Origin of the sequence: Duganella aceris (assembly GCF_011090165.1) — a bacterium.
Taxonomy (GTDB): domain Bacteria; phylum Pseudomonadota; class Gammaproteobacteria; order Burkholderiales; family Burkholderiaceae_D; genus Rugamonas; species Rugamonas aceris.
This window is the reverse complement of the sequence record NZ_JAADJT010000027.1, coordinates 1-16,052: the sequence shown is the minus strand read 5'-3', so window position 1 is coordinate 16,052 and position 16,052 is coordinate 1. Positions and strand designations below refer to the sequence as shown.

Genomic DNA, 16,052 nt, shown 5'->3' with positions numbered 1-16,052 from the left:
TGCGCCAGCACCAGTTTGACCGCCTCGGCCCGGAACTCCGGCGTGTATGTTGTTGATTTCATGTTTTCACTCCCTTTGACAAGTTTATCAAATGGAAGTGTCCGTAAGTCTCAGGCTACCTCAGAGAAGCTTATTGTTCGTGAAGATGCCTATTTTCAGGCTGAGAGTGGCATAAGAATATCCAATTCAGCTGGCGAGGAAATTATAATTTGCAATGCCGCCACGCCGTGCGAGGTAACGATGGAAGCACCATTCTTCCATGATAAATTCAAACCAGAATACGACATTGGGAAGTATGAATTTTTTGCTGCATACGGCGAATAGCGGCAGCAATTTCCGGATTTCGGTGGTGGTAAATCTAAAAATAAATGCGAAGGTCCGAGTTGGGGCGTCAGCCGCCTGTCTGAGCCAGAATCTATCTTGCTGTTACCAGCCATAAAGCTGAGCTGGCCGATTTCATACGGCATCAGGCTCTTCGCTTTTTTGGTGGTCAAGTATTTCCTGAAACCTCTTACCTAGCAATGTCCACGCTTCCATTTTCTCTCTACTGTAGTCGTAGTGCAGGTAATGTCGCCTCACCTTGCTGCCTGCAAGTACATGATTCTGGCAGCGGTCGATGACATCCAGTGTGACTCCGAGGCTTTGCATCAGCGTGGCGCCCGTCCTGCGTAGGTCGTGCGCGGTCCATGCGCCGTTTTTTCCGCTTTGGAGCACCAAGCGATCGTCTTGACAGCGATGCGTCATCACGGCGCGTGGTCCGCCATCGCGGCCATGTTTGAGCGACGTCTGTCGGTCGCTGATTTGCTTGGTGATGACTCTGGCGTTTATATGCTTTGTGTCATCACGGCTCGGAAAACACCAGACTGACTCACTCGTGCATTCATGCAGCCGACGGAATTGCGTCATCACGAAAGCGGACAGGTGAACAGTCTGATTGCCAACCCGGTCCTTGACGTTTTCCCTTGGTATAAACCATTCCGCCAGGTCAAAGTCGACGTGCTCCCAGCGCGCCATGGAGAGCTCGCCGACCCGGCACATGGTCCCCAGCATGATCCAGATCGCGCACTCTGTCGCAATCTCAAGCGGCTGAGCCGCCACGCGCCGGTCAGGCGCGGTCGCATACTCCACGCGCATGCGCTTAAAGATATCTTGCAGCTCGCGGATTTCGGCGGCGGACAGCACACGCTCTCGGACCTTGTTCATGTCGTAGGCGGCACTGACAATCGTTCGTATGTCGATCAAGTCGACGGGATTCCCTTCCGACAGCAGGCGTCGCCATGGTTGGCGCTTCTGCGCCCAGCCCAGCATCTGCTTCAGGCTATGCAGCATCATCACGGCGCTGCGGTTTGCATCGCGCATCACCAGTGTCCGTAAGACTTCCCGCAGATCGTGTTCGGACAGCTCACTGATCGCCACGCCGCCAATCGACGGCAGGACGTCCGCAGTGAAGCGCCGCTTCAAATCCGCGTTGCCATCCTTGCGTTTCACGCCGTTGACGATCCATAAGTCGAACAGGTCCGCAACGGTGAGTTGGGCTTCGCGCTGCGCGTTGGTCTGAGCAATCTTGCTCAACATCGCTTCCTGCATCTCGATCCGGTTGACCTTCTTGCGCGTCGCCGGGTCGATGCCGGCGGCGGTAGCGCCGCGCGCCTCGTCCCGTTTGGCACGGATCTGCGCCAGGCTATCGACTGGCCAGGTGCCGCACGAGATGTCGTGCAATTTGCCGCCGTAGCGATAGCGGTAATAGAAGGGGATAGAGACAGTCCCATCCACCTTCAGACGGACGCGGCCGAACAAGCCGCCTTCATCGCGGACCAACTGTCCGGCTTGCTGAAACGTGATCGCAAGCAAGTATTTATGCGTGAGTTTTGGCATCTTATGTTCCGGAAAGTCACCTGTATAAGGGGTCGCATATCGCGGAAACGTACCCCAACTTTTACCCCAACACGGCGAAAGCTAGGCCTGGATGAGTGCGGATGACTGTGGATAAAATGCTAACTTCAAGCCGTTGATTTTCAACGATACTGGTCAACAGTGGACGTTGATGGACATCAAGGAAAAGTGACTTTGGGCAAATGGGGTGCACGGGGTCGGAGGTTCGAATCCTCTCGCCCCGACCAATGGATTCAACGAAAAAGGCCAATCTTCGGATTGGCCTTTTTCGTTTTGATTGTTTTGTGTCCGGGTTATGTCCAGTTTACCCTCGGGGGGGCCTTACTGTACCGCCAGTCCACGATGAAAGCCAACAATGCGCAACGATCTGCGAGCTTTATCCCGATACGCCTTACCGGCCTACGAACTTAGTGGCGCGGGCGGCTTTTGCATATGATAGTGGACTGGTTACACCGCCACGGCGATTGAGTCAATGGTGCTGCCAGCGAAGCCGTCGGCATGTGGCACCCATGGGCTACCTACGCCGCCAACCTCGGCCGATATAGCGGCATCAGCGCTTGAAACAGCAGCGCTGGCACTTTGTGGCACATTCGGAAGCCATTCGAGCGCTGAGGCGCGTATGCTACGCCTTGATGCTGGAGCCGCTTGCATGATGGCGCAACACTGCGCTGCGAAGCCTGTCCCATCAGATCAAGCGGCGCAGCCGGAGGTGGATCTGGAATACCGATCCCATTTCAACACGGTCACTGCAACGCGTTGGTTGAATTGGGCGCCGCAAACATTGCGGGGCCGGACATGATTTGGGCATGTTCCACTGCGCCCAAGTAGAGTGGGCGGCCGACTTTCCTAGGCAGTTGCTGATATCCGCAAAACCTTGGCGTCCGGTCCCGCCTAAAGTTCCTGTCCGCTCCATTCACGTTCGCGTACCTAGATTTGGTATCGCGGATCGAGGATTCATGCGGGTTTGCCGGCGATGTCTCTAAATTTCTGTGCGAATCGGTGTACGTAATTGAGATTTCGCCCATTTCGTGGCAATGGAGAAGGGCGATTCCCTTCAAATTCGGATAGAAACAGGTAAGCAAGTGGGCAAAAGCGAAGTACAGAATTGCTGGGGTATTTGTAAACCGACGTCATCATCCATTGAATGAATTGGCGCTGCGTCGACTACATACTGTATTGTCCGACACTCAGTGTGACAAAACCAACTTAGATTAACCACAAATAACAGCGGCTGATGTTGGCACTTTGCTACAATCAAAGTTCCCATTCTCCTTTGCTGACGAAATGCAAACTTCACTTAAGAAATCCATTGAGTTCGAAACAACTTTCGGTAGTTTCACAGCGACTGCTTTGATCGGCCAAGGCGGCGCGGGACGAGTTTATGCTGCACAAGACGACGATGGGGTTCCCGTAGCCATCAAACTCCTCAATGCGGATTCGGCCTCGAAGGATAAGCGTAAGCGCTTCAAAAACGAGATTGCTTTCCTTCGCAAAGTAACAAATAAGTATCTTGTTCAGGTTTTAGATCACGGTGTGTCCGCGACAAGTGGCGCAACGGGTCCCTTTTACGTAATGCCGCGCTACGAGGGCAGTCTCAGAGATCTGATCAAGGAAGGCATCGCGGCAAATGCCGTCATAGACCTTTTCAGTCAATTGCTCAATGGCGTCGAGGCAGCCCACTTGCTGGGCGCCGTGCACCGTGACATAAAACCCGAAAATGTGCTGTTCCGACGCTTGGGGCAGAACCTGTTTCTTGCCGTAGCTGACTTCGGGGTAGCCAGCTTTACCCTAGACAATCGGGAGACAATGGTCGAAACGAGCGTTAGCACACGGCTTGCTAATTTCGTGTACGCGGCTCCAGAACAGCGGCGGCCCGGCGCACGGGCCGGCGAATCTGCGGACATCTTCGCCCTCGGTCTGATTCTGAATGAGATGTTCACCGGCGATGTGCCGCACGGTGCAGGCTTCAAGCGGATCGGCGATGTCCACCCAGAATTCGCATATTTAGATCCAATCGTCGATGCGATGACACAGCAGAATCCGCAGGCCCGCTTGCCAAGTGTCGAGGCAATCAAGCATCGATTACGACTCGATCACGAACAGTCGATGCTCCGCCAGAGGTTGTCCGTCAATTCCGGGAACGTCGTGCCAGACGACGAAGTGGACGATCCGTTGGTCACCGATCCGGTACGAATTGTCGACGCAGATTGGAGCGACAATGTTTTGCGGCTCACCCTAAGTCGACCGGTTAATGGCGAATGGATTTCTGCCTTGAACAATATGGGTAACTATTCCTCGCTGATGGGGGCCGGCCCTGAACATTTCAATCTTTCTGCGAATGTTGCCACAGTTGGCATAGCAGCAAATTCGGCTCAAGAAGCTATCAATTACTTCAAAACTTGGCTACCGATTGCTACTCAGGTGTACCGAAGTCGCATCATTCGCCAGCGAGAAGATGCCGCACGTCGAGAACTTGAAGAGCTTCGACGTCAACGTCTGAGGGACGAGGAAAGGCTTAAGGTTGTGAGTAGCCTCAAATTCTGAATAGATATTAAAGTTCATATTCTCATGGTATCTGCCAGTGGGCACTCGCGGAACCGCCCTGTTTTCGTAGATCCACCGTGGCAGCAATCTGCTGCTACGTCGCCGGCTTGACCACGGTCAAAACGGTTGCCCTCGACACACCGTATCGCCGCCCCAAGGCGCTCACGCTCTCCTTGGCCGCGTACCCCTCAATCGTCGCAGCGCGTTGCTCGGGCGTCGTTTTGGCCGGCCTGCCGAGTGTCTTACCTTCGGCTTTCGCTCGCGCCAACCCTGCCTGAGTGCGCTCCACTATAAGATCACGCTCCATCTCAGCTACGGAAGCCAGCATGGCCAGTATGAGCTTCCCTGCTGCGCAAGCCAAGCTTCGTTCAGCTGCGTAGTGTTCTTGCATTGTCTCTCGAGTTATCGCATTCCAGCGTTCAAAGTGCGCCGAGCGTGGCTAGGTCGCCACTTGGCGGAGGGGTAGCGCTTTCTACTTGGTGAGCCACCCGCTCAGCGTGTATTGCGGGCGTAACATCGACTCACAGCGGGGGCGCTAGTCGACCATCGAATATATCGAAGAGACAAGGCGCGATCTACAAACATCACATTACGCGCAGGCTATTCTGTTGCCTTCAGGGGGGGATTCACGCCGCTCCGCACCTGCGATGGACCAGTCCCAGCAATCCTAGTCCAAGTCCGAACATGGTAAGTGGAGGGTTCCGGAACCGCAACGGGGAAGGGAACTGACGAGTTCGGCCACAGCGCACCTGTCAGCATCGCGGGCCCGTAGATGGAGTGAAGGCTGAACGTGACTGCGAAGCTTGTTGGCAAGCCGTTCTCACTTCTGGTCAACTCATAGATGTGGAACGAGCCCTTGGGGGTGTTGCTGGGACTGAGGCCGCCCGAGAAGGAAAAATTCAAATATGGACGCCCTGAAGGGGCGTTAAATTGACTGGTGGCGTTCGAATATTCGCCTGGCGCCAGCGCACTACCGTCACCGGACGCGAAGCCGCCGTTCCAACCGCCGACCCGTCATCGATGTCAATCGGCCAGGAGACGTCCTTCGCCGATTCGCTTGTTGAGTATCAGGTGCTGGCTACTGGGAATGTCAGGTAATAATATTCGTCATTGGGCACCGATGGGCTTGATGACAGTCACGGAACAGGAAGAAAGCCGTTGTCGCTTTTACTCTTGTTTCCGGCCTGATCATCCCGACCTTCCTCAATAGATTATCCAGAAAGTACGCCGATGCTGAACGTGATCAGGGATTTGATGCGCCCCCCGGCCGGGATGGCGTTCGACTTCAGCCAGCCGGCGGGAGAAGCCGCGCTGGCGCCGCCGGATGGCATTTCCTGGCGGGTGTTCGCCAATCCGGTCTCGCTGTTCGTCGGCGGCGTGACGGCGGTGTTGCTTGAGCTGGCGGAGCCGTCGGTGCGGTCCGGCGTGTGGGATCACAGCAGCTTCGAGCGCGATCCCGGCACGCGGCTGCGGCGCACCGGTTTCGCGGCGATGATGACCGTCTACGGCCCGCGCTCGGCGGCGGAGCAGCTGATCGCGCGCGTGGTGCGGGTCCATGGCCATGTCGAGGGCACCACGCCCGATGGCGTCGCCTACCGCGCCAACGATCCGCGCCTGCTGGACTGGGTGCATGCGACCGCCGGCTTTGGATTCACCGAGGCCTATCACCATTACGTCCAGTCCTTGTCGGCGGCCGAGAAGGATGTCGCGTTCGCCGAAACCGAGGCTTCCGCCGTGCTGTATGGCGCCACCGGCGCGCCGCGCTCGTGGGCGGCGTGGGAGGCGTTGCTGGCCAAGACCGCGCCCGGGCTTGAGGGTTCGGACATTCTCGCCGACTTCATGCGGATCATGGCGGAGGCGCCGATCCTTCCGGCGCCAATGCGCTGGCTGCAGCGATTGCTGGTGCGCGCCGCGGTGCAGATCACGCCCGAGCCGGTGCGCTCGCTGCCGCAGTTGCGCGGTCGCGGCCTGCGCTTCGGTGAGGCGGCGCTGGTGCGCGCACTGGCGCGGGCTGCGGCGCTGTTGCCGCTGCACGATGCGCCGCCGGCACAGGCCGCGCGTCGACTGGCGACTTTCGACCGCAAGAAATGATGCACTGCAAGAAACGAGCGGGTCGCTGAAAAGCATTTTTCCGGCCCAAAGGCTGCGTAGGATCCCGCGTATTTTTCTCGTCTAATTGTAGGACTAATCCTATGTTTCCCTTACTCAGGCCAGTTTTTTACAGCTGAGTGACTGTTTCCCCTATGGCAGCAAGGACTTAGCGCGACTAGCAAACATATATTGACCGCCGACATTGTTTTTGCAGTGCAACAATTTCGTGCTTTAGCGATAATGTGTGCATTTTTACCATGCTACGATTTGATAGCGGTTACTGTGAATCGCGGCCGTCATGCGGCTTCAACGATCCTTAAGGGGGTAATATGATTCGAATTAAATCTTTGGTAGCAGCAAGTGCGCTGGCGGTAGTGGCGCTGGCGTCGGGTGTGGCCAGCGCGGCGGACGTGAGCAAAGTCGAAACGCTGTCGCTGGTTTCCGGCACCAAGTTCTTTGGTCACGACTTCGATGTGGCGGCGGTAGGCGACACCTTTGTCGACCGTTACAACTTCTCGACGGTTGGCGACGTAACGCTGGGTGCCATCGTTTCGGCGTTCACCAATCCTGCGCTGCACGATGCGATTTCCATCAGCAATTTCCAGGTGTATAACTCGGCTGGCTTCGCATTGATCGGCGATCAATTGGCGACGGGCGCGGCTGATGTATGGTCGGCCGCCAGTACCGGTGCTTTCGGCGCCGGTAACTACTACGTGCTGGTCACCGGTTCGTTGCTGTCGACTGCGGCCACGTCGTACGCCGGCACCTTGAACATCACTCCGGTTCCAGAGCCGGAAACCTATGCCATGCTGGCGGTGGGTCTGGGTCTGATCGGCTTCGCTGGTCGTCGTCGCAATCAAAAAGCAAAAAAACTCGGCTAATCTAGCGTCGTTGCCGATTCCGCGCCTGAGAGCATGCAGGCGCGGTATCTGTGCCGCCGACTGCGGCAAACTTTTCCCGTTGCACTCCAAATCAATGAATGCTATATTCGCAGCAAGGATTGGTAACGTTTCCAATCCGGCTGTCGCTCACCTCACGTCTCTTCGCCCCGCGAAGTTGCCGGCGCCTTGGGCGGCGCCGGCTTTTTTGCCGGGCTTGGCCCAACAGGGCGCGACAGGATGTCAAAACGCATGAGAACACGGTAAGATCAAGCACCACCATATATGCAAGCGCCGGGGCACATCGGCGCGCAAGGAGACTGGATGTACAAGCAAAGTAGCGGCGCCGCGCGGATCGCGTGGACCTTGCTGGCGACAGCCGCGTTCGCCGTGGCGGGGCACAGCGAGGCGGCCGCCGTGGCCACCGCGCCCAAGGCCGAGGTGATGCACTGGTGGACCTCCAGCAGCGAATCGGCCGCCGTGCGCAAGTTCGCCGAGGCCTACCGCGCCGCCGGCGGCGTCTGGGGCGATACCGCGATCGCCGGCGCCGACCAGGCCAAGGCGGTCGCCATCAACCGCATCGTCGGCGGCAATGCGCCGACCGCCGCCCAGTTCAACACCACCAAACAATTCCGCGACCTGATCGACCAAGGCTCGCTCAACAACGTCGACGACATCGCCATCCGCGACCGTTGGGACCAGCTGATGCCGGCGCCTATCCTGGACGTCATCAAGGTCAAGGGCCACTTCTACGCCGTGCCGGTCGACATCCACATGTCGACCTGGATCTGGTACTCGAAGGCGGCGTTCAAGAAAGCCGGCATCGTCAAGGAGCCGGCCACGCCGGACGAACTGTTCGCGGCGCTGGACAAGCTGAAGGCGGCCGGCCTGGTCGGCCTGGCGCACGGCGGCCAGCCATGGCAGGAGAACATCCTGTTCCAGGCCATGCTGGCCAACGTCGGCGGCAAGGAGCTGTATCTGCAAGTGTTGCGCGACCGTTCGCCCAAGGCGATCAATTCCGAGGCGTTCAAGAAAGTGCTGCTGGCCTTCAAGCGCCTGCAGACCTACGTCGACGCCGGCTCGCCCAACCGCAACTGGAACGATGCCACCGCAATGCTGATCAACGGCCGCGCCGGGGTGCAGATCATGGGCGACTGGGCCAAGGGCGAGTTTGCCGCCGCCAAGCAGTCGGCCGGCAAGGACTTCGGCTGCATCGCCGGCCTCGGTCCGAACGTGCCTTATCTGATCCAGGGCGACGCCTTCGTGTTCCCGAAAACGAACAACCCGGACGCGGTGCGCGCGCAAAAGCTGCTGGCCACCACCATGCTGGCGCCGACCGCGCAGCTGGAGTTCAACAAGCTCAAGGGCGCGCTGCCCATCCTCAGCAACGTCGATGCGTCGACGATGGACTTGTGCGCGCAGGCCGGCATGGCGATCATGAAGGACAAGACGCGCGCGGTCGGCATGATCGAAGTGTTCCTGACGCCGGACCAGAACGGTGCCTTGCAGGATGTGCTGACCACGTTCTGGAATACCCGCATGCCGGTGGAGAAAGCGCAGAAAAGCATCGCGTCGGCCTTGCAGGACTGAATGATCGCCGGCCGCGCATCACCGGCTTCATGTCGGAGTTGGACGCTTCGGGTGTCGCTTGCGCCACCGCCGGCGGGGTAAATCGGCGTAAAAAACAGGGTATGCGCAGCTTGCATGCTCTTTTTTTGTAGTATATTGGAAACGATTCCATAAACGGAGACGGGATGCTTACAAGAAAATTGTTCGGATGCGCCAGCTTCGCCGCGATGCTGCTGGCGGGGGCCGTCCAGGCACAGACGGCGTTGCCGATGCTGCATACCGAAGGCACCAGGTGGCTGGCGGCCGACGGTGCGCAGCCGGCGCTGCGCGGCGTCAATCTGGGCAATTACCTGATCCAGGAATTCTGGATGATGGGGCAGGGCAGCGCCGGTATCGACGACCAGTGCAAGCTGGAGGCCGTGCTGGACAAACGCTTCGGCTACGCGGAACGCGAGCGCCTGTACGCGCTGTATCGCGACAACTGGATCAAGCCGCGCGACTGGGACATGCTGCCCAAGCTGAACCTGAACCTGGTGCGCCTGCCGTTCATCTACAGCGTGGTCGAAGACGAAAAGAATCCGCGCCACCTGCGCGCCGACGCCTGGAAGTATCTGGACAACGCCATCGACGAAGCCGAGAAGCGCGGCATCTATGTGATCCTCGATCTGCACGGCGCCGTCGGCAGTCAGGGCTGGGAGCATCACAGCGGCTGCGCCGGCAAGAACAAATACTGGGACACGCCGGAATACCAGCAGCGCACCATCTGGCTATGGCGGCAGATCGCCGCGCGCTACAAGGATCGCGGCGCCGTCGCCGGTTACAGCATCCTGAATGAGCCGTGGGGCACCACGCCGGAAAACCTGGCCGTGGTCATGGGCACGCTGTACCAGGAAATCCGCGCCGTCGACCAGAACCACGTCATCATCCTGCCGGGCCACAGCAAAGGTATCGACGCCTACGGCAAGCCGTCCGAGCACGGCATGAAGAACGTCGCCTTCGAGATGCATCCGTATCCGGGCCACTTCGGCTGGGGCAAGCCGGGCGTCGACGTGCACCGCGACTGGCTGACCTGTTCGGCCAGCGGCGCGGGCAGCGGCGACAATGTCTGCAAATGGAAGACCAAGCTCGATGGCCTGGACACCGCCTTTTTCGTCGGCGAGTTCCAGCCGTGGGCCTTCCTGGGGCCGGAGCTGGGCGGCCAGGTCACGCGCGTCACCTACGACACCTACGTCGCCAACGGCTGGGCCACGACGGCTTGGGCCTATAAGCTGGTCAGCAACCAGGGCGGCCAGGGCACGGGCACCTGGGGCTTGGTGACCAACGCGCCCGGCGCCACCATTCCCAAACTCGATTTCAACAAGGCCTCGCTGGCCGACATCGAAAAACTATTCCGCCTGTTCGGCAGCGTGCCGTATCAACCGCAGCAAACCGCCATCAAGTGGATGAACGCCCCAGTACCGCCTACCCCCTTCGCTAAATAATATGACCATGATTCCTACCGACCTGCCTACGGCGATCAAGCGCTCCGACTTTGCCGGCGACTTCCTGTGGGGTGTCTCCACCTCGGCCTATCAGATCGAAGGCGCGGCCGCCGTCGATGGCCGCGTGCCGTCGATCTGGGACACCTTCAGCGCCACCCCCGGCAAGATCCGCGACGGCTCCACCGGCGCCGTCGCCTGCGACCACTATCACCGCTGGGAGGAGGACCTGGACCTGGCCCAGGCCATGGGCATGAACGCCTACCGCTTCTCGATCGCATGGACCCGCATCTTCAACGGCGTGGACGCCGAGCCGAACGCGAAGGGACTGGCGTTCTATTCGAAGCTGGTCGATGGCATGCTGGCGCGCGGCCTGCAACCGTGGTGCACGCTGTACCACTGGGATCTGCCGCAGTATCTGGAAGACCAGGGCGGCTGGGCCAATCGCGCCACCATCGACGCCTACCTGCATTACGTCGATGTGATGACCAAACACCTGGGCGATCGCATCAAGCACTGGATCACCCACAACGAGCCGTGGTGCACGGCGATGCACGGCAACTGGGACGGCATGCACGCGCCGGGCAACAAGAGCCTGCCGCTGGCGCTGCAGGTCTGCCACAACGTGCTGGTGTCGCACGGCCGCGCGGTGCCGCTGATCCGCGCCAATGTGCCGGGCGCGAAGGTCGGCATCGCCTTGAGCCTGCATCCGGTCAAGGCGGCCAGCGACAGCGTGGCCGACAAGGAAGCGGTGGTGCGCCACGACGTGCTGCGCAACCGCTGGTTCCTCGATACCTTGTATGGACGCGGCTATCCGGAGCTGGCGCTGCAACTGGTCGGCGAGGACGCGCCGAAAGTGGAAGCGGGCGACATGGAAGCCATCGCGGTGCCGTGCGATTTCCTCGGCGTGAACTACTACTTCCCGGAAGAGGTCATCGATGCGCCGGAGGAGTATCCGCTGCGCACCCGCATCGTCTATCCGCAGGACCGCCAGCGCACCGACTTCGGTTGGGAGGTGTCGCCGGAGGGATTGGTGGAGTTGCTGGCGCGTGTGGCGCGCGACTATCCGACCGGCGATTTGTACGTGACCGAGAACGGCTCGTCCTATGACGATCACCTCGACGCCGACGGCGCCGTCAACGACACCGCGCGCCGCGACTACCTGATCCGCCATCTGGCTGCGATGCGCGACGCCATCGCGGCCGGCGGCAATATCAAGGGTTACTTCGCCTGGAGCCTGTTGGATAACTTCGAATGGGCGGAGGGCTATCTGCGCCGCTTCGGCCTGACCTACATCGACTACCCGACGCAACGCCGCATCCTCAAACAGAGCGGCCAGTGGTACAGCGCCTTCGTGCGTGGCGCAATCTAATAATCAAGAATCAAGAACGGAGACTGAATGAAAACCACCCACAACCACATTCTGCGCCGCGCCGTGCTGGCCGCCACCCTGGCCATCGGCGCGAACGTCATCGCCGCGCCGGCCGCCAAGCCGCTGGCCGACTGGCCGCACATCACCAGCGCCGTCAAGCAGGACAAGGCGATGGAAGCGCGCATCAAGCAGATCGTGGCCGGCATGACGCTGGCGCAGAAGGTCGGCCAGATGACGCAGCCGGAAATCAAATTCAGCACGCCGGAAGACATCCGCAAATACTACATCGGCTCCGTGCTGAACGGCGGCGGCAGCTGGCCGAACGGGAACAAGCACGCGTCGGCCGCCGATTGGGTCAAGCTGGCCGACGCCTATTACGACGCGTCGATGAACACCGACATGAAAGTGCAGATCCCGGTCATCTGGGGCATCGACGCCATGCACGGCAACTCCAATATGTACGGCGCCACGCTGTTCCCGCATAACATCGGCCTGGGTGCGGCCAACGATCCGAAGCTGATCGGCGAAATGGCCAAGTCGGTCGCCAAGGCGGTGCGCGCCACCGGCATCGACTGGGTGTTCGCGCCGACGCTGGCGGTGGTGCGCGACGATCGCTGGGGCCGCACCTACGAAAGCTTCTCGGAAGATCCCGCCATCGTCAAGGCGTACGCCGGCGTCTACGTCAAGGGCCTGCAGGGCAATCTGAAGGACGACAGCACCGTGGTCGCCACCGCCAAGCACTTCGTCGGCGACGGCGGCACGGCCGAAGGCAAGGATCGCGGCGAGAACCAGTCCACCATGGCGGAGATGATCAACATCCACGCCCAAGGCTACTACCCGGCGCTGCAGGCGGGCGTGCAGACGGTGATGGCCTCCTTCAACAGCTGGAACGACGTCAAGGGCGGCACCAACCACGGCAAGATGCACGGCAGTAAAGAGCTGCTCACCGACGCCCTGAAAACCAAGATGGGCTTCGACGGCCTGGTGGTCAGCGACTGGAACGCGATCACCGAAGTCCCCGGCTGCGCCGAAGACAGCTGCGCCGCCTCGATCAACGCCGGCGTCGACCTGGTGATGGTGCCGGAGAAGTGGAAGTCCTTCATCGCCAACACCATCGCCCAGGTGGAGAAGGGCGAGATCCCGATGTCGCGCATCGACGACGCGGTGACCCGCATCCTGCGCGTCAAGTTGCGCGCCGGTCTGTTCGACGGCAAGAAGCCGTCGCAGAACGCCTACGCCGGCAAGCAGGAAGCGCTGGTATACCGCGACCTGGCGCGCCAGGCGGTGCGCGAGTCGCTGGTGCTGTTGAAGAACAACGGCGGCGTGCTGCCGCTGGCGCGCGGCAAGAAGATCCTGGTGGTCGGCAAGAGCGCCGACAGCATGATGAACCAGTCGGGCGGCTGGTCGCTGACCTGGCAGGGCACCGACAACAAGAATAGCGACTACACGGTAGGGGACACAATCCTGGCCGGCATCCAGGACGCCGTCGGCAAGGATAACGTCAGCTTCAGCGAGAACGCCGCCGACGTCGATGTGAGTAAATTCGATGCGGTGATCGCCGTCATCGGCGAGACGCCGTATGCGGAAGGCGACGGCGACATCGGCCCATCCGGCACGCTGCGTCTGTCGGGCCGTCATCCGGAAGACCTGGCGGTGCTGAAGGCGGTGTCGGGCAAGGGCAAGCCGGTGGTGACGGTGCTGGTGACCGGCCGGCCGCTGTACGCCAACGACATCATCAACCTGTCGGACAGCGTCGTCTCGGCATGGCTGCCGGGCACCGAGGGCAAGGGCGTGTCCGATGTCCTCTTCCGCAAGGCGGACGGCAAGGTCAATGCGGACTTCCGCGGCAAGTTGTCGTTCTCCTGGCCGAAGTCGGCCTGCCAGTCGCCGCTGAACGTCGGCGACGCCGCGTATGATCCGCTGTTCAAGTACGGCTACGGCCTGACTTACGCCAGCAAGGCCAACGTGCCGGCGCTGGACGCGGGCGTCCCGGCCGGCGGCTGCGGCACCACCACGTCGATGCCGGTGTATAACCCGTCCGACCGTTCGACCTATGCGCTGTCGGTCAACAGCGGCGGCAAGGACGTAGCGCTGGGCGCCGATTTGAACGCGGTGTTCAACCTGCCGACCGTCAAAGTCGAGACCGCGCAGATCAACACGCAGCAGGACGCCAAGCGCCTGACCTGGACCGGCGCCGCCAAATTGTCGGCGACGGCGGCGCAGGCGCAGCGTGTGCCGGCGGTCGCCAGCACTGACGGCGCGCTGCAATTTGATGTTATTGTGTCGGCTGCGCCGCAGGGCAAGGTCAGCGTCGGCATGGAAACCGTGGAACTCGACGCCAGCGTCGTGTTCCAGCGATTGGTGGGCAAGGGCAAGCAGACGATCAAGATCCCGCTGTCGTGCTTCAGCGCCAAAGGTCTTCCGCTGACCGCCCTCAGCACGCCGTTCAGCGTCTCCGCCGATGCGCCGTTCGCCGCGACGTTCGCCAACATCCAGCTCGTTGGCGGCGCCGCCAAGGACAAGGACGCGCTGGCATGCGGCGACTTTAAATAAAACCAGGAGAAAATAAAAGCATGGAACACTATTCCCAAGCTGCCCCGATTTCGGGCAGCCCGGCGCAGGCTGGTGGCAACACCGTCCCGCTGATCATCGTCACCATCCTGTTCTTCATGTGGGGTTTGCTGACCTCCCTGAACGACGTCTTGATCCCGCACCTGAAGGCGGTCTACACGCTGACTTATGTGCAGGCGATGCTGGTGCAGTTCTGCTTCTTCGGCGCGTACTTCATCGTCTCGCTGCCGGCCGGTATGCTGATCAAGAAGATCGGCTACCAGAAGGGCGCCGTCGCCGGCCTGACCATCGCCGCCGCCGGTTGCGCGCTGTTCTATCCGGCGGCCACCACCGGCTACACGCTGTTCCTGATCGCCTTCTTCGTGCTGGCGGGCGGGATCACGATCCTGCAGGTCGCGGCCAATCCCTACGTGACGGTGCTGGGCGATGCGCAGACGGCGTCGAGCCGCCTGACGCTGACCCAGGCCTTCAACTCGCTGGGCACCACCGTGGCGCCGGCGCTGGGCGGCATGCTGATCCTGTCGGGCGTGGTGCTGAACGCGTCCGACCTGGCGCTGCTGCCGGCGGCGGAGCAGGCGGCCTACCACGCCAAGGAAGCGGCCAGCGTGCAGGGCCCGTATCTGGTGCTGGCGTTCGCGCTGGTGGCGCTGGCGGTGTTGTTCGCGTTCGCGCGCCTGCCGAAGATCGTCGACGCCGAGCAGCCTGGCGGCGAGACCGCCGGCTGGTCGGCCGTGCTGCATCATCGTCACCTGGTGCTGGGCGCGATCGCGATCTTCCTGTATGTCGGCGGTGAAGTCAGCATCGGCAGTTTCCTGATCAACTTCCTGGGCGAATCGCACGTGGCCGGCCTGTCGCCGGCCGACGCGGCGCCGTTCGTCAGCTACTACTGGGGCGGCGCGATGGTGGGCCGCTTCATCGGTTTCGCGGTGATGCGCAAGGTCAGCCCGGGCAAGGCGCTGGCGTTCAATTCGGCGGCGGTGATCGCGCTGGTGCTGCTGGCGATCTTCGGCAGCGGCCATCTGGCGATGTGGGCGATCCTGGCGGTCGGCCTGTTCAACTCGATCATGTTCCCGACCATCTTCTCGATGGCGCTGAACAAGCTGGGTCCACTGACGGGCCAGGGTTCGGGCGTGCTGTGCATGGCGATCGTCGGCGGCGCGCTGGTGCCGTTCGCGCAAGGCCTGCTGGCCGACACGGTCAGCGTGCAGATGTCGTTCCTGATTCCGGCCGCGTGCTACACCTTCATTCTGTACTTCGGCCTGAAATACGCCGGCATGTACTCGGAAAAGTAATCTCGCCGCTGCGACGAAAAAGCTCCCTGCGGGGTAATGCCGTTCAGTTAAGACTGAACGGCATTTTTATTTTATTGGTTGTAAACATCGGCAATCGCTGTTAACCTGCGTCGCGATGATCGACGACGCTCTCCATTTCCTCGCTAACGGTCTGGAGTCTCCTGATTGGAGGCGACTGGGTCAACACTTGCCATTTGAGTGGATTGAGGAAGCCGTTGTGTGCACGCATGCAGTGAGCATTCGCCACCGTCGGCTGCCGGCGGAGCAAGTTGTGTGGCTTGTTGTCGCGCTGGCGCTTTATCGGCACAAGTCGATTGGTGAAGTCCTGGATGATTTGGGCTTGGCATTGCCGGATAAAGAGCAG

12 protein-coding genes are annotated in these 16,052 nt (G+C 60.6%); 10 read left to right on the top strand and 2 right to left on the bottom strand.

The features are described 5' to 3' along the window. The coding region (locus tag GW587_RS31110) for a hypothetical protein (protein ID WP_207393714.1) at positions 1 to 324 on the top strand (324 nt) is incomplete at its 5' end. A 132-nt stretch (positions 325 to 456) separates the two neighbouring features. Here the strand turns inward: GW587_RS31110 and GW587_RS30730 are convergent. Then, positions 457 to 1,875: a tyrosine-type recombinase/integrase gene (locus GW587_RS30730; protein ID WP_166108715.1), complete on the bottom strand. Its 1,419-nt coding sequence runs from the start codon at positions 1,873 to 1,875 to the stop codon at positions 457 to 459. 1,302 nt (positions 1,876 to 3,177) lie between these two features. On the opposite strand from GW587_RS30730, the gene GW587_RS30725 reads away from it, so the two are divergent. After that, complete coding sequence (locus tag GW587_RS30725) at positions 3,178 to 4,437, top strand: serine/threonine-protein kinase (RefSeq protein ID WP_166108714.1); 1,260 nt, start codon at positions 3,178 to 3,180, stop codon at positions 4,435 to 4,437. 94 nt (positions 4,438 to 4,531) lie between these two features. On the opposite strand, the gene GW587_RS30720 is transcribed toward GW587_RS30725, so the two are convergent. Beyond that, a complete protein-coding gene (locus GW587_RS30720) occupies positions 4,532 to 4,828 on the bottom strand; it encodes a recombinase family protein (protein ID WP_166108713.1) in 297 nt (98 codons plus the stop codon). A gap of 839 nt (positions 4,829 to 5,667) precedes the next feature. Between GW587_RS30720 and GW587_RS30715 the strand changes: the two genes are divergently transcribed. The 8 genes from GW587_RS30715 to GW587_RS30680 form a co-directional block, all read left to right on the top strand. Continuing rightward, on the top strand, positions 5,668 to 6,528 hold the full coding sequence (locus tag GW587_RS30715) for an oxygenase MpaB family protein (RefSeq protein ID WP_166108712.1): 861 nt from the start codon (positions 5,668 to 5,670) through the stop codon (positions 6,526 to 6,528). Positions 6,529 to 6,857: 329 nt separating this feature from the next. After that, complete coding sequence (locus tag GW587_RS30710) at positions 6,858 to 7,409, top strand: FxDxF family PEP-CTERM protein (protein ID WP_166108711.1); 552 nt, start codon at positions 6,858 to 6,860, stop codon at positions 7,407 to 7,409. 321 nt (positions 7,410 to 7,730) lie between these two features. Beyond that, a complete protein-coding gene (locus tag GW587_RS30705) occupies positions 7,731 to 8,996 on the top strand; it encodes an ABC transporter substrate-binding protein (protein WP_166108710.1) in 1,266 nt (421 codons plus the stop codon). 164 nt (positions 8,997 to 9,160) lie between these two features. Further along, positions 9,161 to 10,456 (top strand): glycoside hydrolase family 5 protein, encoded by a 1,296-nt coding sequence (locus GW587_RS30700; RefSeq protein WP_166108709.1) that lies wholly within the window; start codon positions 9,161 to 9,163, stop codon positions 10,454 to 10,456. 1 nt (position 10,457) lies between these two features. Continuing rightward, positions 10,458 to 11,825, top strand: coding sequence for a GH1 family beta-glucosidase (locus GW587_RS30695; RefSeq protein ID WP_166108708.1), 1,368 nt, complete (start codon positions 10,458 to 10,460; stop codon positions 11,823 to 11,825). Between the two features lie 27 nt (positions 11,826 to 11,852). Beyond that, entirely contained in the window at positions 11,853 to 14,378 is a 2,526-nt protein-coding gene (locus GW587_RS30690) for a glycoside hydrolase family 3 protein (RefSeq protein ID WP_166108707.1), read from the top strand. Between the two features lie 20 nt (positions 14,379 to 14,398). Then, positions 14,399 to 15,688: a sugar MFS transporter gene (locus GW587_RS30685; RefSeq protein ID WP_166108706.1), complete on the top strand. Its 1,290-nt coding sequence runs from the start codon at positions 14,399 to 14,401 to the stop codon at positions 15,686 to 15,688. A 115-nt stretch (positions 15,689 to 15,803) separates the two neighbouring features. Further along, positions 15,804 to 16,052, top strand: a 249-nt coding sequence (locus tag GW587_RS30680) for a transposase domain-containing protein (RefSeq protein WP_207393713.1), incomplete at its 3' end; no start/stop codon positions are given.

What these genes read in the sequence shown, in the direction of transcription:
- GW587_RS30730 (WP_166108715.1), bottom strand. Translation starts at nt 1,875, where the DNA reads ATGCCAAAACTCACGCATAAATACTTGCTTGCGATCACGTTTCAGCAA.
- GW587_RS30725 (WP_166108714.1), top strand. Translation starts at nt 3,178, where the DNA reads ATGCAAACTTCACTTAAGAAATCCATTGAGTTCGAAACAACTTTCGGT.
- GW587_RS30720 (WP_166108713.1), bottom strand. Translation starts at nt 4,828, where the DNA reads ATGCAAGAACACTACGCAGCTGAACGAAGCTTGGCTTGCGCAGCAGGG.
- GW587_RS30715 (WP_166108712.1), top strand. Translation starts at nt 5,668, where the DNA reads ATGCTGAACGTGATCAGGGATTTGATGCGCCCCCCGGCCGGGATGGCG.
- GW587_RS30710 (WP_166108711.1), top strand. Translation starts at nt 6,858, where the DNA reads ATGATTCGAATTAAATCTTTGGTAGCAGCAAGTGCGCTGGCGGTAGTG.
- GW587_RS30705 (WP_166108710.1), top strand. Translation starts at nt 7,731, where the DNA reads ATGTACAAGCAAAGTAGCGGCGCCGCGCGGATCGCGTGGACCTTGCTG.
- GW587_RS30700 (WP_166108709.1), top strand. Translation starts at nt 9,161, where the DNA reads ATGCTTACAAGAAAATTGTTCGGATGCGCCAGCTTCGCCGCGATGCTG.
- GW587_RS30695 (WP_166108708.1), top strand. Translation starts at nt 10,458, where the DNA reads ATGACCATGATTCCTACCGACCTGCCTACGGCGATCAAGCGCTCCGAC.
- GW587_RS30690 (WP_166108707.1), top strand. Translation starts at nt 11,853, where the DNA reads ATGAAAACCACCCACAACCACATTCTGCGCCGCGCCGTGCTGGCCGCC.
- GW587_RS30685 (WP_166108706.1), top strand. Translation starts at nt 14,399, where the DNA reads ATGGAACACTATTCCCAAGCTGCCCCGATTTCGGGCAGCCCGGCGCAG.